The organism is Paenibacillus solisilvae (assembly GCF_042656405.1).
Classification (GTDB): Bacteria; Bacillota; Bacilli; order Paenibacillales; family Paenibacillaceae; genus Paenibacillus_Z; species Paenibacillus_Z solisilvae.
On sequence record NZ_JBHSOW010000106.1, the window covers coordinates 19,576 to 37,359 of the forward strand.

Annotated in this window: 17 protein-coding genes and 4 riboswitches; of the genes, 6 read left to right on the forward strand and 11 right to left on the reverse strand. The window is 49.4% G+C overall.

Translation table 11 applies throughout. The features are described 5' to 3' along the window. Positions 1-24: 24 nt before the first annotated feature. Positions 25-798 carry a sugar phosphate isomerase/epimerase family protein gene (locus tag ACFPYJ_RS27540; RefSeq protein ID WP_379191578.1) on the reverse strand — a complete coding sequence of 258 codons (774 nt, stop codon included), beginning with the start codon at positions 796-798 and terminating at the stop codon, positions 25-27. Between the two features lie 124 nt (positions 799-922). On the opposite strand from ACFPYJ_RS27540, the gene ACFPYJ_RS27545 reads away from it, so the two are divergent. Beyond that, positions 923-1,726, forward strand: a complete 804-nt coding sequence (locus tag ACFPYJ_RS27545; RefSeq protein ID WP_379191447.1) for a helix-turn-helix domain-containing protein — start codon at positions 923-925, stop codon at positions 1,724-1,726. On the opposite strand, the gene coaD is transcribed toward ACFPYJ_RS27545, so the two are convergent. The 6 genes from coaD to ACFPYJ_RS27575 form a co-directional block, all read right to left on the reverse strand. Then, a complete protein-coding gene (gene coaD / locus ACFPYJ_RS27550) occupies positions 1,723-2,214 on the reverse strand; it encodes a pantetheine-phosphate adenylyltransferase (protein WP_379191449.1) in 492 nt (163 codons plus the stop codon). The two genes, ACFPYJ_RS27545 and coaD, sit on opposite strands and share 4 nt — an antisense overlap. Positions 2,215-2,243: 29 nt before the next feature. After that, complete coding sequence (locus ACFPYJ_RS27555) at positions 2,244-2,960, reverse strand: SDR family NAD(P)-dependent oxidoreductase (protein WP_379191450.1); 717 nt, start codon at positions 2,958-2,960, stop codon at positions 2,244-2,246. 22 nt (positions 2,961-2,982) lie between these two features. Beyond that, positions 2,983-3,438, reverse strand: coding sequence for a VOC family protein (locus tag ACFPYJ_RS27560; protein ID WP_379191451.1), 456 nt, complete (start codon positions 3,436-3,438; stop codon positions 2,983-2,985). A 22-nt stretch (positions 3,439-3,460) separates the two neighbouring features. Further along, the gene (locus tag ACFPYJ_RS27565; protein ID WP_379191452.1) at positions 3,461-4,510 is read right to left on the reverse strand and encodes a LacI family DNA-binding transcriptional regulator; all 1,050 of its coding nucleotides are present in this window, start codon (positions 4,508-4,510) and stop codon (positions 3,461-3,463) included. A 600-nt stretch (positions 4,511-5,110) separates the two neighbouring features. Continuing rightward, positions 5,111-6,043, reverse strand: a complete 933-nt coding sequence (locus ACFPYJ_RS27570) for a manganese-dependent inorganic pyrophosphatase (protein WP_379191453.1) — start codon at positions 6,041-6,043, stop codon at positions 5,111-5,113. Between the two features lie 364 nt (positions 6,044-6,407). Beyond that, positions 6,408-7,328, reverse strand: coding sequence for a cache domain-containing protein (locus ACFPYJ_RS27575; RefSeq protein WP_379191454.1), 921 nt, complete (start codon positions 7,326-7,328; stop codon positions 6,408-6,410). Between the two features lie 166 nt (positions 7,329-7,494). Between ACFPYJ_RS27575 and map the strand changes: the two genes are divergently transcribed. Beyond that, complete coding sequence (gene map / locus ACFPYJ_RS27580) at positions 7,495-8,241, forward strand: type I methionyl aminopeptidase (protein WP_379191456.1); 747 nt, start codon at positions 7,495-7,497, stop codon at positions 8,239-8,241. Positions 8,242-8,332: 91 nt separating this feature from the next. Here map and ACFPYJ_RS27585 read toward each other — a convergent pair whose 3' ends face one another. Both ACFPYJ_RS27585 and gcvH read right to left on the reverse strand, forming a co-directional pair. Next, positions 8,333-9,181, reverse strand: a complete 849-nt coding sequence (locus ACFPYJ_RS27585) for a lipoate--protein ligase family protein (RefSeq protein WP_379191457.1) — start codon at positions 9,179-9,181, stop codon at positions 8,333-8,335. 65 nt (positions 9,182-9,246) lie between these two features. After that, a complete protein-coding gene (gene gcvH, locus ACFPYJ_RS27590) occupies positions 9,247-9,636 on the reverse strand; it encodes a glycine cleavage system protein GcvH (RefSeq protein WP_379191458.1) in 390 nt (129 codons plus the stop codon). 207 nt (positions 9,637-9,843) lie between these two features. Next, positions 9,844-9,933: riboswitch (glycine riboswitch) on the reverse strand. 3 nt (positions 9,934-9,936) lie between these two features. Then, a riboswitch (glycine riboswitch) is annotated at positions 9,937-10,051 on the reverse strand. A 164-nt stretch (positions 10,052-10,215) separates the two neighbouring features. Continuing rightward, a riboswitch (glycine riboswitch) is annotated at positions 10,216-10,314 on the forward strand. A 3-nt stretch (positions 10,315-10,317) separates the two neighbouring features. Further along, positions 10,318-10,440, forward strand: a riboswitch (glycine riboswitch). Positions 10,441-10,553: 113 nt separating this feature from the next. On the opposite strand from gcvH, the gene gcvT reads away from it, so the two are divergent. The 3 genes from gcvT to gcvPB are packed head-to-tail and all read left to right on the forward strand — an operon-like array spanning position 10,554 to position 14,490. Next, a complete protein-coding gene (gene gcvT / locus ACFPYJ_RS27595) occupies positions 10,554-11,681 on the forward strand; it encodes a glycine cleavage system aminomethyltransferase GcvT (protein ID WP_379191459.1) in 1,128 nt (375 codons plus the stop codon). Continuing rightward, positions 11,678-13,036, forward strand: coding sequence for an aminomethyl-transferring glycine dehydrogenase subunit GcvPA (gene gcvPA, locus ACFPYJ_RS27600; RefSeq protein ID WP_379191460.1), 1,359 nt, complete (start codon positions 11,678-11,680; stop codon positions 13,034-13,036). The genes gcvT and gcvPA overlap by 4 nt, the downstream gene beginning before the upstream one ends. Then, a complete protein-coding gene (gene gcvPB, locus ACFPYJ_RS27605; RefSeq protein WP_379191461.1) occupies positions 13,033-14,490 on the forward strand; it encodes an aminomethyl-transferring glycine dehydrogenase subunit GcvPB in 1,458 nt (485 codons plus the stop codon). Before gcvPA ends, gcvPB begins: the two co-directional genes overlap by 4 nt. Positions 14,491-14,552: 62 nt before the next feature. Here the strand turns inward: gcvPB and pyrB are convergent, their stop codons facing one another. Beyond that, on the reverse strand, positions 14,553-15,476 hold the full coding sequence (pyrB, locus tag ACFPYJ_RS27610; RefSeq protein ID WP_379191462.1) for an aspartate carbamoyltransferase: 924 nt from the start codon (positions 15,474-15,476) through the stop codon (positions 14,553-14,555). 287 nt (positions 15,477-15,763) lie between these two features. On the opposite strand from pyrB, the gene ACFPYJ_RS27615 reads away from it, so the two are divergent. After that, entirely contained in the window at positions 15,764-16,975 is a 1,212-nt protein-coding gene (locus tag ACFPYJ_RS27615; protein ID WP_379191463.1) for a copper amine oxidase N-terminal domain-containing protein, read from the forward strand. Positions 16,976-17,192: 217 nt separating this feature from the next. Here the strand turns inward: ACFPYJ_RS27615 and ACFPYJ_RS27620 are convergent, their stop codons facing one another. Continuing rightward, the gene (locus tag ACFPYJ_RS27620) at positions 17,193-17,591 is read right to left on the reverse strand and encodes a hypothetical protein (RefSeq protein ID WP_379191464.1); all 399 of its coding nucleotides are present in this window, start codon (positions 17,589-17,591) and stop codon (positions 17,193-17,195) included. Positions 17,592-17,784: the final 193 nt, after the last annotated feature.

A 17,784-nucleotide genomic window follows, 5' to 3' on the forward strand; every position in this document is an offset into this window, starting at 1 on the left:
TATTTCAGATGATTAGATGATTAATTAAGCTTTATGCCCGTTTGCTTTGAGCCAATTGATGCTTGTCTGAACGGAAGCCAGCGGCGGATTCGCACAGCGGTCCTGCTCGACGATCAACCATTCCACTTGCGCTTTCTCAGCAGCGGCGATCAACTCGTTCAGTGCCAGATCCCCTTGACCCAGCTCAACGGTGTCGATTGCCTCACCCGGCTTGCCTTGACGGAAATCCTTCAAATGAAGCAGCGGCAGACGACCCGCGTATTTTGCAATATAAGCAAGCGGATCTTGACCCGCGTATTGAACCCAGCCCAGGTCGATTTCGACCTTCAGTAAATCCGCATCAACCGCGCTGTACATCGCATCGAATACAAACTCACCGTCAATTTTGCTTTCGAATTCGAAAGCATGATTGTGGTAAGCGAATTCCAGACCTTCTGCGCGCAGACGCTCGCCGATGCCTTTGAATTTCACGAACAGCTCACGCCAAAAGGCCTCTCCGCCAGCCAGGTGCTCAGCGGTCAAGTATGGACAGATGACATATTTAGCACCAACGGTTTTCAAATAAGCGATTTCTTCATCCAGGTTTTCTTCCAGACGCTGCAGGCTGACATGGCTTCCGAAAGCAGCAAGACCAATCTCATTCAGCAAGTCGCGCATTTCCTCAGCCGAAGCGTTTCCATAACCAGCGAATTCAACGCCTTCATAGCCCATTTCAGCAACCTGGCGAAGCGTGCCTGTGAAGTCCTTTGCTGTCTCGTCGCGAAGCGTATACAACTGCAATCCGATTTTCACTTTTATATCTTCCTCTCGTCATCCATATTAGTTTGCGAATCTGATTCCAATTATAGTGGAAAAGCCGTTGTTAATAGATGTAGAATATAATCATGACATGTACGATTTTGCTACAAATAAAGGAGCACCTATGCATACGGAAATTATGGACTGCGGCTATTCCTACCACACTCAACCTTTTCAAACCGGATTTCCTGACGGCCTGAAGACCTATCTCTTCCGTTTCCAAACCGAAGGCTGCTGCGAAGCCTTGGTCGACGGGCGCATGCAGCGCATCGATGCAGGCGACCTGCTGCTGTTCAAACCCGGAGATGGCTATGAACTTAACGTCACCGAGATGCAAACCAAACCAAACAGTGCCGAAACCGGCATTTCCAGCGGAGATTATTATGTCGTATGCAGCGGACAGTGGCTCGACGAATGGTGGAGCCGGAAGAATCGTCCGGGGCGTGTAAAGGTGGTGCCTGACGACCGGTGGCTCTCCATCTGGCAAGCACTCATTATGGAGAAACGGCGCTTCCAGGAAGAGGATCAAGAGCTTGCCGATTACTTGCTGCGCTCTCTCTGCCTCGGCCTCGATCGTGCGATTAAAACGCAATCCGTGCTTCAGGGAAGATCCTTTATCGCCACCCGGATGAAGAATTTCATCGATGAGCGGGCCGGTGATGCGTTTACCATTCCCATGGTGGCCGATCACGTTGGTCTGAGCGTCTCGCGCACGGTCCATCTGTTTAAGGAGTGCTTCGGAATGACCATTATTCAGTATACGCAGAATGTCCGTTTATCCATGGCTACGGAACGAATCAAATTCAGCAGGATGACACTGGAGCAGATCGCCGAAACCTGCGGCTTTGGCAGCTACTCTTATTTCTTTCGGGTCTTTCGCCAAAAGCATGGCATCTCTCCTGCCGCCTTTCGAGATTCCCAGCGTTAATGACCGCCAAGCTCATACAGCAAAGCAAGCTCATAAGCATCTGCAGCCATGTAATGACTTGCCAGCTCATGCTTGCCGGACTGAAAGAACATTCGGACAAGCGAGCTGTTGGTCTGCATATGCTTCGTATAAGGAGACAAGTATACCGTTTCAGCTGTCGTCGTATGGCGAATATACTGTTCGAGCTGCAGCTCATATTCCAAATCGGTCGCATTACGAATTCCCCGGATGACGGCTTCGATCTGATGCTCGTTAATGTAATCAGCCACAATCCCCTCGAAGGGGGCAATGACGATTCGATCTGCAAACTGTTCAGGGATGGATCTTCGAACGAGATCGGTGCGCTGCTCCAAGGTGAACAAATGCTGTTTCGCCCGATTGTTCGCAACAACAATATGGATCGTTTCAAAAAGCTTGAACGCCCGTTCGATGACGGATACATGTCCAAGCGTAATAGGGTCGAAACTGCCTGCATAAACAGCCTTCATTCTGCTCCCTCTCCTCATCCTGCCACGTCCTAAATATCCATCGGACGCCCCAGGTAATCAATGAAAGCAAGTCGTGTATGTGCTTCTACCCTTTGTTCAATCAGATCAAGCATCCCCCTTGCGCTGTCCGCTGGATCCGTCGGTGCATTCGCGCCTCCCATGTCGGTTCGCATCCAGCCGGGATGCACGCTGTATACATGAATCCCCCGCGCTTCAACGTAGCTTCTCAGCTGCTGAGAGAACATATTGAGCGCCGCCTTGGACATCGCATACGGATAATCGCCTCCATAGGCATGATGAATGCTGCCTGCTTCGGAAGACACATTCATGATTACAGCCGGTTCTGCTGACTCATCGGCGCGCTGCTTCATGAAGGGAAGCAGGTGCTTCACCACATTCATCGGGGCAAACACATTGATTTCGAAGGAAGATCGCATATTGTCCAGCTGCAGCTCTTCAAGTGAATGTTCGCGCCCTACCAGAACAGCCGCATTATTAATGATGGCATCGATTCGGGTACCTTGCTCCTGTAATTGTGCAGCATGCTTCTCAACCATCGCTTCATCCGTAATGGACAGCTCAGCGATGACTACCCGCCCGGGACAGTGATCCTGCAGGGCATAGAGACGTTCCCCATCCTTCTGAGGATTCCTGCAGCATGCAATGACGGAGTGCCCTCTTCTTATTGCTTCCGCTGCAGCTTCATAACCAAGCCCGCGGTTGGCGCCGGATATCCATATGTTCACCAAAGCATCGCTCCCGCCCTATTTATTTATCGTTTTCCAATAATTCCACTATGACTTTCAGTTCTTTGAACGTATCCATATAGGCATAACGCCCGCCGGTGTACTCACCCTTTTGCAACAGCTGCATTTGTTTTCCTTCAAGAAGGGTAATCTTCTCCTTCATGCCTTCAACAACGAATGCGATATGATGCGGTCCTTCGCCATGCTCGTCGAGATACTCCCGCCAAGTGCTTGGATGAAGATCCGGCTCAATCAGCTCCAGCTGCAGCGATCCCATATTGAAAAAAGCGAGCTTCGCACGGGCGACCGAAGAGTTTCCCCGATATTCGGTTTGCGCGATATCCACCGTGTCCGTAATGATCGTGTCCGGTTTATTGACGCCGAAGAAATCAGCATATGCCTGGCTTGTTTTCTCAATATCGTTAACTACTATTCCGATTTGCGTTATGAAGTGATTACCCAGGAGTCCGCTATTCATTTGATATGCACCGCTTTCTTCGTTACTTGGGTTGGATGGCCCTGCATGAATCCCTGATCACTAACGAACAGCCGATCCGGAAGGCTTGACATTCATCAATCCCCTGCTCAATATGCCGGATCAAAGCGCTTGTCAGCTCACTCATCATCTCTTTAAAATCAACCTTGATCGTCGTCAAAGCCGGGTGGTACATACTGCTGATTGGATGATCATCAAACCCGATCACAGAGATGTCCTCCGGGATCTGAATCCCTTTTTCCTTGAAAGCCTTCATCGCTCCGAACGCAACGCTGTCATTGGCCGCTATAATGGCCGTCGGCTTGTCGCCGCCCTGTTCCATAAGCGCTTTCGCCGCCTGATAGCCGCTATGCTCATTAAAATCACCCGGCAGCACCCATTCCGGGCGGATGGAAAGTCCATGCTGCTTCATCGCTTTCAGATAACCCTCGTACTTGGAAGGTCCGGATTGACGCAGCATATCGCCGTTAATGACCCCGATCTTGCGGTGATTCAGGCTGACCAGATAATCAACCGCTTGCTGCATGCCTAAATCATTATCGAAATTAACGATGATGCGGTTCGACTCTGATTTCTCCTTCAGCTCTTGATCGACAACAGCAACAACGAAGCCGTCTTGAATCAATTCTTCAATTAATGGCTCATGGTTGGCCGCCCCGATAAAGACACCGCCGTTAATGCGGCGTTGATAGAAAATTTCCTTCACGCCTTTAACAGCTTCCTCATCCTGTGTGTTGCGGATAATATTCGTCAAGACATAGTACCCTGCTGCGGAAGCGTTCTCAATTACACTGACAACGAGTGTGTTTGTCAGAACATCGCTGGCTACCTCTCCCTTCTCGATGAGGAACAGTCCAATCGTTTTGGTGATTTTACCCGCAAGCACCTGAGCAGACACATTCGGAAAATAATTATATTGCTGTATAACCTTCATGACTTTTTCCCGTGTCTCAGGGGGCACATTCGGATAGTTGTTAATGACTCTGCTGACCGTACTGCGGGATACGCCAGCACGCTTAGCGATCTCGACGCTGTTAATCTCATTATTTTTCAAACTGCTTCCCACTTTCCATAAACACGTGTTCAAAAATATCGTAGCAGATGGCATTTTGCGTGTCAATTTCTGATTCCATCCGGGCACGCTGCCCTGGATTGAGGGAAAATGGGGCTGTCCCAAAAGCCTTAACAATGGCTTTAAGGATGGCCCCGTCTGGTATTAATTCAGGTGAAAAAGATGGCTACTCATGCGGAAACGTCTTCCGATCGCTGTTGTACCTCTGAATTTTTGAACTTGGAGTGCTTTATCGGTGAAATTCAGGGTACAAAGGCGAACGCTAACGCTTCTTCAGACTGTTTCCGCCTGCTTCGCCACTAGTCTTGAGGTTGGATGGCTTTCCCTTGCCCGCAATTTACTGAAAAAAGCGGTAGTGGACCAAAAACAAAAAGTGGTTGACCAGGTATAATACCCTGTTCAACCACTTTTCATTTAAAACAACGAATTTCCCTTGTAAGAGGTGACCTTAATTACTAATTGGGACAGCCCCTTTTCGTTAAACCGCGATCAGAACCGCACTATTCGAGAATTACGTCCATACCAAAAAGGCAGCCTCCGCATGAAGGCGGAAACTGCCCTTTTGAAATTGAAAACCGCTGCTTACAGATTGCTCAATGTTTCAGTAAGCACAGGAACGATTTGCGATTTACGCGATACTACGCCTTTAAGAATCGTTTTGTTATCCGACAATGTTACGTTATAAGCTTTCTCTACCGCATTCGCCACTTTACCAAGGGACAATGCAACGGAGTCATTGTTCAAGATATCGGTTACTACGAATACGAACAGATCCAGACCTTTATCTGCAATAATCGTATTCAGCGCAGCTTCAACCTCAGCTTGACGGGACAGAACATCGTTCACGTCAACTGCATTTACTTGTGCGATTTCAACTTTGTAGCTGCCCATTTGGAACTCTTTCGCGTCCAGAGAGATCAATTGAGCGATTGTTTTGTCGCTCAGATCTGCTCCCGCTTTGAGCATTTCAAGGCCGTAGCTGTCTGCATCTACGCCGGCAATTGCAGCAAGCTCACGGGCAGCAGCAACGTCTTCAGGTGTGCAGGTCGGTGATTTGAACAGCAAGGAATCGGAAATAATTGCAGAAAGCATCAATCCAGCGATTTCCGGACGGATAGCAACTCCGTTCTCCTTGTACATTTTGTTAAGAATTGTTGCTGTACAGCCAACAGGCTCGCAGCGGTAGTACAGCGGATGGCTTGTCTCAAAGTTTGCGATACGGTGGTGATCGATAACCTCAACAACGCGAACTTTATCGATATCGCCAGCGCTTTGCTGGCGTTCGTTATGGTCAACGAGAATGACTTGGTTTACTTCGTTTGCAACCGTATCAACAAGACGGGGTGCTTCTACTTTGAATTGGTTCAGCGCATATTGAGTTTCGCCGCTGACAGTGCCAAGACGAACCGCTTCGGCATCAACGCCCAGGTTCTTCTTAAGTTCTGCATAAGCAACTGCTGAGCAAATCGTGTCCGTGTCCGGATTTTTATGTCCGAAAATAAGTACTTTTTCCATGATCAAACTCCTTAAACTGGTTTATTGGGAAATCCCTCTCCAGATTATATCGTTATTTCACTCTTTTTTCTATAACCTGTCGTTCTTTGTCGCTCCGTTCATTTCTTTTCTCAACTTCTTCAAGCAGAAGAAGATATAACCGAATGAACAAACAACGTAAAGAATCGTCGGTAAAAAGAGGCTGCGCAGGGCTAGTCGAACGATGACCCGAGAGAGGACACTTCGTGCAGCGTCCTTTCTTTCGGATTAACGCTCAAGCCTGCTTCGCAGCCTCTTCGTTGCATTCCTAATTATCTGTCCGCATGAGCTATTCCCCTTGGAGCGTCATCTCCAAGCTAGCGAATTAACAAAACAGTCTGTTAACCTACTTTAACCCCATCCGGACTTCTTCCATCAGCTTGTCATAGGGCTGAATATAGAGAATCGTCCAATTGCGGATGCCGTCATCCATATAGGTAATCATGTTTTTCTTGCCGGAGATCTCGCCGATCACATTGCCTGATTGACGATTCTTCATCTTCTTATCGCCGCTGAGAAGCTGTTTAATCGACTGCTGATCCGGCTCATTGGCGAAGCTGTCATAATGGTTAGAAGCATACAAGCGCCCGTCTTGATCGGCGATATAAAGCTCGCCCTGCTCGCGGTCATTGCTTACATTCATCTTCTGCAGGCTCTCGAATACCCAGTCGGATTTCACATATAAAATGATGGCGGACTCATTCGGATTGAAGGGTTTGAGATAAGTCGTCACGATAAAAGCAAAGGTATCGATCATCCCGTTCTTCTTCTCAAGACTGGTCGGAATTAATTTGGAGGTCGGATGTGGGCTCGGAGGGTTTAAGAGCCATCGTTTGATGGCCGACTTGGTTACACCGTCATCCAGCAAGAAAGGAGTCGTCGTCCCGTAAATTTCCTTGGAGGCGGAATTATAGACAACCATGGAGTGAAGAAAGGATGAGCTTTCCAAAATACTGTTGAGCCGCTGATACCCGCGAATGAGGTCCATCTTAGGAAGCCTTGCATCAAACATCATCGGAATGAGTATGTTATCCTTGTATACGAAGTTCGATAAATGGGTAATGATTTCATTCATATAGGACAGATTGTATTGAATTTGGGAGAGCACCTTCAGATTAGATTCCTGTTGATTGTTCTTAACCGACCTTTCCAGAATGTAAGTGTTCGCGATCGATAAGGACAGAAGCACCAAAAACATCGAGAGCATGATGGAGATCAATACGCGCTGCAAGTATTTTTTGGATTTATAAAATCCCAATACCTTCATTTGGGGCCCCTCCCGAAAATTAATGCGCTTACATTTTAGTCCCTATTATGGCAAATGAATATTAAAAGTTCCACTGCGATTAATAAACGACTATAATATATACAGGTTAATTCAGGACCAGGATGCATGACAAGCAAAACAGTTTACTACGATAATGAGGTGCACAATGATTGTTATAAAAACAAAAGAAGAAATAAATAACATGCGCAAAGCCGGCATCATTCTCGCCTCCTGCCACCAAGAAATCGCCAAGCTGATCAAGCCTGGAATCACAACGGATGAAATCGATCAATTTGCCGAAAAATTCATGCTGGAGCATGGAGCAACACCTGAGCAGAAAGGCTATAACGGCTACCGCTTCGCAACATGCGCCTCCATCAATGACGTCATCTGCCATGGCTTCCCCTCTGCCACAGCGCTTAAAGACGGCGACATCGTCACGATCGATATGGTCGTTAATTTGAACGGCTGGCTCGCTGATTCCGCCTGGTCCTATGCGGTGGGCAAAGTCTCTGATGAAGCCCGGCGCCTGTTGAACGTGACTGAGCAATCCCTGTACAAAGGTATTGAACAAGCGGTTGCAGGCAACCGCATCGGAGATATCTCCAATGCGATTCAAGTCTATGCTGAAGCGGAAGGTTTCTCGGTTGTACGGGAGTTTATCGGTCATGGCATCGGTTCTCAAATGCATGAGGAACCGCAAGTTCCCCACTACGGCCCTCCCGGCAGAGGTCCGCGTCTGAAGGAAGGCATGGTCTTGACCATTGAGCCGATGCTCAATGTCGGCGCTTGGAAGAGCAAGCTGGATTCAGACGGATGGACCGCAAGAACAATTGACGGCAAGCTCTCTGCGCAGTACGAGCACACGCTTGCTATTACAGAGGATGGACCATTTATTCTCACCAAGCTTTAATCAATAAGGGCTGTGCCTGGCTCAGTGACGATGATCACCGCAGACAGGCACAGCCCTTATGTGATTGATGCAGGCGGCAGGCTTCTCTGACTTACCGGCGGAAGTTCCATTCCTGCGTGCCGTATTTCTCCCGAACAAGCTTAGCCGCAAGCTCCTCCTCGTAGCCGCTCAGCTTCTCTACGATGAATTCCGTTTCAAGACCTTCGGCGAAGCCTTGTCGAAAGGCTTCTTCGACCTCCCTAATCGTAACCGGACTGCCGTTCTTCGACTGTAAGCAAGGATTAATGGCAGCAGCTTTCTGATCAAATGTCTGCTTGATTTCCTCCCTCGCCTTCACGTCCTTGAAGAGAAGCAGGCGGAATAACAAGTCCGTATCCAGATCCAGCAGGACTGAGCCATGCTGCAAAATCATTCCCCTGGCTCGCATCTGCGCACTGCCGGCTATTTTCTTCCCCTCCAGGACAAGCTCATACTTCGAAGGCGAATCAAAGCAAGCCGGGGACGTTATCCCCTTCTCAACCTGCTGGGGGGAGTCCTGTGCGGCAAGGCCGGTCATTTCAGCATGCAGCCCCAATTTTTGAAACCCGTAGAGCAAGCCCATGCTGAGCACACGGTAAGCATCCGTCACATTTGCCGGCATACCCGGATAGCTCTCAGAGACGATGATACTGTAAGTCAGCTCCTGATCATGAAGCACGGCACGTCCGCCGGTCGCCCTTCTGACAAAACCGATCCCGTTCTCCATTACCCTTGATACGTCTATTTCCTTATGGACCCGTTGAAAATATCCGATCGATAACGTAGGCGGATTCCAGCCATAGAAACGGACGGATGGAAGCGTGCGGCCCTCGCTGTGGGCGATAAGCATGGCCTCGTCAATCGCCATGTTCTCCTCCGGTGAACGGCTGCCGGTATGAACGAATCTCCAAGGTGCACCCATAACTACGCTCCCTTCAATCAGCTCCTTTTGATGACAGGCGGTTGTCTTGCTGATTCGATTGCGTATTAGTCAATCAACGTCCGATATCGATCCGCGGATAAAAGTTTGTTCAGCGCATTTTCTACATTTCCATCGACTTCTACCTCAACGATCCAACCACCCTCGTAAGGCTCGCCGTTAACAAGCTCCGGCTGTTCCATAAGCGTCTGATTCACCTTAGTGACCGTCCCCGAAACGGGACAGTAGAGCTCCGAAACGGTCTTCACGGATTCAATGGATCCGATGCTCTCACCTGCTGTGACGGCCGTGCCCGTCTCAGGAAATTCAACAAAAACGATGTCTCCAAGCAAGCTCTGCGCGTAATCCGTTATGCCGACCCGAACGATTTGCCCTTCAACCGCCAGTACCCACTCATGTTCATCGCTATAGACCAGATTTTCTCTAACCTCACTCATCGGTACACGCCTCTTTTCGAATTAGTTGGTGAAGCGAAGAATAGAATAAAGGAGCATCAGCTGTTCTAAAAGCAGGAAGAAACGCCATTGCGCTATCCGCTAAGGAGGTCATACAAGTCTCTTCCCTTAAATCTATAGCGGGAACGAAGCGAAAATTCATCATTCCCCGTCCAAAAAAAAGGACAGAGAAAAGGAATTGCGCCTCTTCTCTGTCCTCGGTACCTGAGAGTTTAAGACATGACGGCTTTCAAGGCCATGCAGTCCTTACACCTTGGGTGGCTTTCGCGCTCTCCAGAGCTGCGTCCGATACCGGTTCGTTTACCTGAGAGATTACCCGTTAACCGGCGGGTTAACGGCTTGCTCCTTCGGTGCCGCATCGGCAAGCTGCCTGAGCGGTCTCTCCCGACTATCTTCATCCGCATCATATCCAGTTGTCTCCATCAAGCATAGTTCACTCTCTCTTTTTATGTCAATATAGTTAACAATAAAAATAGATTTCGTATAATCAAAGGTTGACATTGATTGATGCACAACGTTTATAATAAAGCTATCAGTGTGAATGGACAATTGAATACGCGGATGATGGTAGAGGGAGAGATTACCTGAAACCGGGGTAACGCCGAAGGAGTAAGCCTGCCCGCAGGTGAATCTCTCAGGCAAAAGGACTTTTATCGGACGCATCTCTGGAGAGCATCCTAATTTCTTTAGGATCACCCAAGGTGAAACTGTTAAGCAACATGTGGATAACATTAATTTATGTTTGCATGTAACTTAACAGGTAACTCTCAGGTACAAAGGACAGAGCAGAAGGAAGAGACTGCGCAGCTTTAGCTGCGTATTCGGATTCCTTTTGCCTGTCTTTTTTAATTGGTGTGACCTGTCGGTTATGGAAGCTAATTTATGAAAGAGGTGATGAGATGGAGCCTTTACAACGCACACCGCTCTTCCCGCATTATGCCGCCTTCCCAGCCGTCCGATGCATCGATTTTGGCGGCTGGGAGCTGCCTGTTCAGTTTACCGGCATTCAACAGGAGCATGATGCCGTGCGCCGTCAGGCAGGGTTATTCGACGTCTCCCACATGGGTGAATTCCTGGTAACCGGAATGTATGCAGAAGCTTTTTTGCAGCAGATGACGACGAACGATATCGCGAATCTGGCTGCGGGACAAGCGCAGTACACACTCATGTGTTATCCGAATGGCGGGGTCGTAGATGATTTGCTCGTATACAAATATTCAGACGATCAATTCATGCTCGTCGTCAACGCCTCCAACATCGACAAGGATTGGGCTTGGCTGCAGGATCATATTATTGGCGACGTTGTGATGGAGAACCGTTCCCGTGTAACGGCTCTTCTTGCCCTGCAGGGGCCTCTTGCCTCGGCCATATTATCCCGGGTTACCGATGCAGACACCGGCAGCCTCGCTTCCTTCCACTTTATCCATCCAGCCGTCGTCTGCGGTGTTCCCGCGCTTGTTTCCCGCACGGGCTACACCGGCGAAGATGGCTTTGAGATTTATGCTCCAGCTGATCAAGCGGGGATCGTATGGAAAGGCTTGCTTGCTGCCGGGCATGGGGACGGACTTATTCCTGCCGGACTTGGCGCTCGCGACACGCTGCGTTTCGAAGCGAGGCTTCCTTTGTACGGACAGGAATTATCTCCTGATATTTCGCCGCTTGAGGCCGGACTTGGCTATTTCGTTAAACTGCTTAAAGGGGATTTTATCGGACGCGGGGCATTGCTGGAGCAGCAAAAATTAGGGTTAACGCGTAAATTAGTCGGGCTCGAGCTGATCGACCGCGGAATTCCGAGGCCGCATTATCCCGTCTATGCGGACGGCTCACTCATCGGCGAGGTGACAACCGGTACGCAGTCCCCCTCTCTGAAGCGGAACCTGGGGCTGGCGATGATAAAAATGGACTATACGGCTTTAGATACGGAAGTTCTCGTCGAGATCCGGGGGAAGATGCTGAGGGCCCGCATTGTGAAAACCCCTTTTTACAAAAATACGCCCGCATCCGGCAAAGGAGTGACTGCGCCATGAACCACCGCTACTTACCGATGACGGAGCAGGATCAGGCTGATATGCTCCAGACGATAGGGGCAGACTCCATCGAAGATCTCTTCATCGACATACCGGAATCCGTGCGTTACTCCGGCGTCCTCCCCATGTCCGCTGCGCTTAGCGAGCCGGATCTGCTGAAGCATATGCGCCAATTATCCGACCGCAATGCAGACTTTGACCGTTATGCCTGCTTCCTCGGCGCAGGTATCTATGATCACCATATTCCTGTCATCATCAACCACATGATTTCCCGCTCCGAATTTTATACAGCCTACACCCCTTACCAGCCGGAGATCAGCCAAGGAGAGCTGCAGGCCATCTTTGAATTCCAATCCTATATTTGTGAATTAACAGGCATGAAGGTGGCCAATGCCAGCATGTACGACGGAGCAACCGCTCTCGCGGAGGCTGCCGCGCTGGCCAGCGGTGCAGTGAAGCGGAAGCAGATTCTTGTTTCCCGCACCGTTCATCCCGAGGCTAGAGAAATTCTGCTGACATCGGCACACGGTCTGGGCCTTAAGATTACCGAGATCGGCTGCAGCAATGGCACAACAGATCTGAATGAGCTTGCTGCCGCTGTTACTGAGGATACTGCCGCCGTTCTGATCCAAAGCCCGAATTTTTTCGGCTGCATCGAGGATGTCAGAGCCATTGAGCCGCTTATTCACGCCAAGAAAGGACTGCTCGTCTTAAGCACCAACCCGATGTCGCTCGGTTTATTGGAATCCCCCGGGGAACTTGGTGCAGACATAGCTGTCGGCGATGCGCAGCCGCTTGGCATTCCTGCGGCACTCGGCGGTCCGACCTGCGGCTTCTTCGCAGTAACAGAAGCGCTGATGCGCCGCATTCCCGGGCGAATCGTCGGCCAGACCGTCGATCAGAACGGGCAAAGAGGCTTCGTGCTCACGCTGCAGGCACGCGAACAGCATATCCGCCGGGAGAAAGCGACCTCTAATATATGCTCCAATCAAGCGCTGCTTGCCCTTTGTGCATCCATTTACATGTCAACGATGGGCAAGCAGGGCATGCAGGAAACGGCTTTGCTCAATTTGCGCAAAGCACATTATGCAGCGGAACAATTCACGCTTACTAACGAAGGGAAGCTCAGTCTGCCATTTTCAGCCCCCTTCTTCAACGAATTCGTCCTCCGGCTGCCGGAGGGTGCCGATCCCGCCGTCATCAATAAGAAGCTGTTGGAAGCCGGGTTCATTGGCGGCTATGATCTTGGCCGTGCTTATCCGGAGCTTCAGGGTCATCTATTAGTTGCTGTTACGGAACGGAGAACGAAGGACGAAATCGACCGGTTCGTCCTTGAATTGGAGGCCTGTATATGAAACCCGAGAAAGCACTCATATTCGAGCTCAGCAAGCGAGGACGCGTCGCTTATTCTCTTCCGGCATGCGATGTTCCGGAGATTGCCCCGTCTGATGTGATTCCAGCTTCGCTGCTGCGAAGCGCACCGGCAGCGCTGCCTGAAGTATACGAGGTCGATGTCATTCGTCATTATACCGAATTATCCAGGCGCAACTTCGGCGTTGATAATGGCTTCTATCCGCTTGGTTCCTGCACGATGAAATACAATCCCAAGATCAATGAAGATACCGCCAGATTCGCCGGATTCGCCAAAATCCATCCCTATCAGCCTGAAGAGAGCATACAGGGCGCCCTCGAGCTGCTCTATACCCTGCAGCAGGATCTCGCTGCTCTGACCGGCATGGATTTCGTTACCCTTCAGCCTGCAGCCGGGGCACATGGCGAATGGACGGGACTTATGCTCATTCGTGCATATCATGAGAGCCGCGGCGAAGTACGCACGAAGGTCATCGTGCCCGATTCCTCCCACGGAACCAACCCGGCCAGCGCAACGACGGCCGGATTTGACACCATAACAATCAAATCCAATGAGCGCGGCATGGTTGATTTGGAAGCATTACGCGCGGCCGTAGGAAACGATACAGCAGCGCTGATGCTGACCAATCCCAGTACACTGGGCTTATTCGAAGAACAGATTGTCGAGATCGCCGATATCGTTCATGAAGCAGGCGGCCTTCTCTATTATGACGGAGCCAATTCCAATGCCATTATGGGTATCACGAGACCCGGCGATATGGGCTTCGACGTTGTTCATCTCAACCTTCATAAAACCATGAGCACGCCCCATGGCGGCGGAGGTCCCGGTGCCGGGCCGGTCGGCGTGAAGAACAGGCTTATCCCGTTTCTGCCTGTACCGGTTGTCGGCAAACGCTCTGACGGCACCTTCTTCTGGGATTCCGACAGGCCGCAGTCAATCGGCAGAGTCAAAGCTTTCTACGGCAACTTCGGTATTCTCGTTCGCGCCTACACCTACATCCGCACCTATGGGCCGGAGGGTCTGCGGCGGGTTTCCGAATGCGCCGTGCTCAATGCGAATTATATGATGCACCGGCTGGCCCCCTACTACGAGGTTCCTTATCCGGGCGTCTGCAAGCATGAGTTCGTCCTCTCCGGCAAAGGTCTCAAGGCTTATGGCATTCGTACGCTTGATGTGGCCAAACGGCTGCTCGACTTTGGCTATCATCCGCCGACGATCTATTTTCCGCTTAATGTCGAAGAAGCGATTATGATTGAACCAACCGAAACGGAAAGCAAGGAAACCCTTGATGCCTTTATTGAGAAAATGATTCAGATTGCGCACGAGGCCGAGCATACGCCGGAGCTCGTCCGCAATGCACCTTATAATACGGTCATCAAAAGGCTCGATGAAACGGCCGCCGCCCGAAAACCGGTCTTAAATTGTACCTGCAGTTAAACAAAATAAGCCTCCATTCCCGCTGCCGTGGCAGTCGGTTGGAGGCTTTTGCTTTTCCCTTATTAATCAACCAAACATTTCTCAATAACAGCCATACGAAGATATAGCCCATTCTGGGCTTGACGGAAATACGCTGCACGCGGATCCATATCCACCTCAGGGTCAATCTCTCCTGCACGCGGAAGCGGATGCAGAATCATTGCGTTTTCCTTCATATGCTCAAGCAGCTGACGGTCAATGATATATTTGCCCGCCGCCTTATTATATTCATCCTGGGAAGTGAAGCGTTCCTTCTGGATTCGCGTCTGATAGAACACATCGGCTGACTTCGCCACCTCCACGAGATCGGTTGTCTCTTGATAGCTGACGTTCTTCTCATCCAAGTATTGTTTAACTGATTCCGGGATGACGACATTATCCGGCGCGATAAAATAAATATGTATGTCTGAGTAGTTCGCTAATAGATAGCTAAGCGAATGGACCGTTCTTCCGTAGGTTAAATCCCCAATCATCGCGATATGCAGCCCATCGATTCGGCCAAATTCCTTCTGGATCGTGTACAAATCCAGCAGTGCCTGCGTGGGATGCTCACCGGAGCCGTCACCGGCATTAATGACAGGCACGCTCGATACAGCAGCGGCACGCTTCGCAGCACCTACGTCTGTATGCCGCATTACGATGAGATCGCTGTAGCCGGATATAATTCGAATGGTATCCTCTAGCGTTTCACCTTTGATCGTTGACGAGAACTGACTGGCATTCTCCGTCCCGATCACACGGCCGCCCAAACGATGCATCGCCGATTCGAAGGAGAACCGGGTGCGTGTGCTGGCCTCGAAAAAAAGCGTACTCATGATTTTAGTAGAAAACCGGCCAGTCCCTCCGTGCCGGACAACCAGCTCCATCTCTTGCGCCGACAGGAAAAGCTGATCAAGCGTTATACGATCGAATTGTTTGGCACCAAGAACATGATATAAGGCATTCATTCTGCTGATCCATCCCTTTCATGCGCAAATTACAATCAACATTCGGGTCGACTCCATCATGATTATAAGCTTATTCATCATTTAGTTACAAATCAAACCCCGGGCAGGATGGCACAGATATCCAATTATCGATACAAATAAAGACATAACTGGTTCTTGTTGATTGATAGAAAAATAGATATACTCTCTATAGCCTGAATAGAGGGGAGAGCTATGCCGTCCGCAAGGAAAGCTGCAGCAACCTACAAACCGTATAAGAATATCTATTTTGAGAGGAGATTCTTCGTTTGAAAAAAATCCAAGCCCTTATACTTGTACTCGCGCTGTTCACTCTTGCTTTCTCCGGAGCAGCATCTGCTGCCGCACAAAAATCCATTCGCGTGTGGGTGGGTGATCAGGAGGTTAAATTTGACATTCCGCCTGTCGTTGCCAATAATACCACCTATGTCGAATTCAAAGGCTTGTTTACTGCGTTAAAATATACCATTGCTTATGAGGCTGTAACCAAGACCGTTACGGGCCAATCAGGCTCGAGCTCTATTAAGATCAATCTGACAACGGGACAAGCTGTCGTCAACGGCAAAGCTGCCGCCCAGACTGTTCAGCCGCTTGCCTTGAATGGACGTACGCTGATTCCGCTCCGTTTTGTCGGTGAAGCAACCGGCAAGCTTGTGGAATGGAATCCATCCGAGCAATCAATTAAAATCAAGGAAAAAGGGCCGACTGCTGCTGATCAGCAGGAAATTCAAGCCCTTCTTACACAGCAGGACGCCTATGATATGGCCGGTGATCGAGAGGGCTTCTTATCAACGATTGATCCGGCATCTCCGCTGTATACATATTTCAAGAATATTTCTCCTGAAGAATACAATAAGGTAATTGTCCATACAACGACTAAGCTTGTACAAATCATTGAATGGCAACCGAATACGGCTACAATTCTCGTCCATCAACTTTCAGAGAAGGTTAGCGGCGGTTTCTATTTGAATAACGAAGATGATGCCCAGATGACATTGGTCCGCGGTTCCGACGGGAAATGGGACTTATCCGATCTAGAGCTTCTCAGCTTGAACTATATTGACACAGAGGAAATTCTTAACCAAGTGGCAGATGTGCCTGCAGCCGACAAAGAGAAAATCATTGCTGTACTTAATAAACAGCTTGAGGCTTCCAACAACGAGGATCTTGCCGCTTACAAAGAAACAATTGATCCCGCAACACCTCATTTGGATGAATTATTGGCACCTACCCAGCAAATCTTTGATCAATATGATCTGAAGTTTAGTTTCGAGGACGTATCTATCATCAATTATACCGGCACAGAGGCACAGGTTTATCTGACCCAAGCAACAGAGAAAATAAAGGGGCCACAGTTCCAAAACAGCCGCGTCCGCCTGGTCGTTACTCTTATTAAAACTGCCGCAGGCGAATGGATAACTACCTTAGATACTAAAATCATTAGTGTAGAAGCGTTGCAGGACCCAAACTCAAAGTTTTAATTGACTTTACCTCTGGCTGTGATCCCTCGGTCGCAGCCAGAGACATTTTCCCTCATTTGAAGCTTCCCGTCTATGCTTGTACACTCGATTGAGAAGGAACACGAAGCGCCTCCCCGCGTTACGAACTAACCGATCGTTAGCCGGCCCCGGTCCCGCATTATTGGCCTATTTGACCCGCTTGCCGCTAACGCTACCGCCATTCCTTTCTTTCCCCCTCCTATCCTTGATAATCCACACTAAAAATGTAGGCCACAATCAGAAAGATCGTCCCTCCTAAAACAATTTGCAGGAAACGCATCCATTCTTTTTGGCTCGATTGCCGCTCCTTGCTGGAATCTTTCTGAATTTGCTGCAAATAGCTAAACAATTTCATTTCCAGGGTATTCAATTTCGGCGCCAACTGATCCACCTGCTTCTGCAGTCCTTGTGCAGCTTCTTTAAGCCCACACCATTCTTCTTCGTGCAGCTTATTAATCTCTTCGAGTCGTTTAAAGCGCTCCACATTTGCTGATAATTCTATCTTCATCTGCAGCTGCCTATCTTGAAGCCCTTCGATTAAATCCTCGACATGTTTGAGCCGATCCTGATCCTGTATCTCTCTTATGACATTATCCATAACTAGTCCATCTCCCAACTATTGAGGAATTCAAACCTATGCTGGTACACCTGCAAGACACCCGGCTCCCTCTAAGTCACTTGAATTGCTGCGAATTATTCGTCTGCGCATTTTATACGAGCTCGTATATTGAATGTAACACTAAAATATACGAGTGCGCAACAATAAATAAAAATAATTGCATGCACGCAAT

What these genes read in the sequence shown, in the direction of transcription:
- ACFPYJ_RS27545 (WP_379191447.1), top strand. Translation starts at nt 923, where the DNA reads ATGCATACGGAAATTATGGACTGCGGCTATTCCTACCACACTCAACCT.
- coaD (WP_379191449.1), bottom strand. Translation starts at nt 2,214, where the DNA reads ATGAAGGCTGTTTATGCAGGCAGTTTCGACCCTATTACGCTTGGACAT.
- ACFPYJ_RS27560 (WP_379191451.1), bottom strand. Translation starts at nt 3,438, where the DNA reads ATGAATAGCGGACTCCTGGGTAATCACTTCATAACGCAAATCGGAATA.
- ACFPYJ_RS27570 (WP_379191453.1), bottom strand. Translation starts at nt 6,043, where the DNA reads ATGGAAAAAGTACTTATTTTCGGACATAAAAATCCGGACACGGACACG.
- ACFPYJ_RS27575 (WP_379191454.1), bottom strand. Translation starts at nt 7,328, where the DNA reads ATGAAGGTATTGGGATTTTATAAATCCAAAAAATACTTGCAGCGCGTA.
- map (WP_379191456.1), top strand. Translation starts at nt 7,495, where the DNA reads ATGATTGTTATAAAAACAAAAGAAGAAATAAATAACATGCGCAAAGCC.
- ACFPYJ_RS27585 (WP_379191457.1), bottom strand. Translation starts at nt 9,181, where the DNA reads ATGGGTGCACCTTGGAGATTCGTTCATACCGGCAGCCGTTCACCGGAG.
- gcvH (WP_379191458.1), bottom strand. Translation starts at nt 9,636, where the DNA reads ATGAGTGAGGTTAGAGAAAATCTGGTCTATAGCGATGAACATGAGTGG.
- gcvT (WP_379191459.1), top strand. Translation starts at nt 10,554, where the DNA reads ATGGAGCCTTTACAACGCACACCGCTCTTCCCGCATTATGCCGCCTTC.
- gcvPA (WP_379191460.1), top strand. Translation starts at nt 11,678, where the DNA reads ATGAACCACCGCTACTTACCGATGACGGAGCAGGATCAGGCTGATATG.
- gcvPB (WP_379191461.1), top strand. Translation starts at nt 13,033, where the DNA reads ATGAAACCCGAGAAAGCACTCATATTCGAGCTCAGCAAGCGAGGACGC.
- pyrB (WP_379191462.1), bottom strand. Translation starts at nt 15,476, where the DNA reads ATGAATGCCTTATATCATGTTCTTGGTGCCAAACAATTCGATCGTATA.
- ACFPYJ_RS27620 (WP_379191464.1), bottom strand. Translation starts at nt 17,591, where the DNA reads ATGGATAATGTCATAAGAGAGATACAGGATCAGGATCGGCTCAAACAT.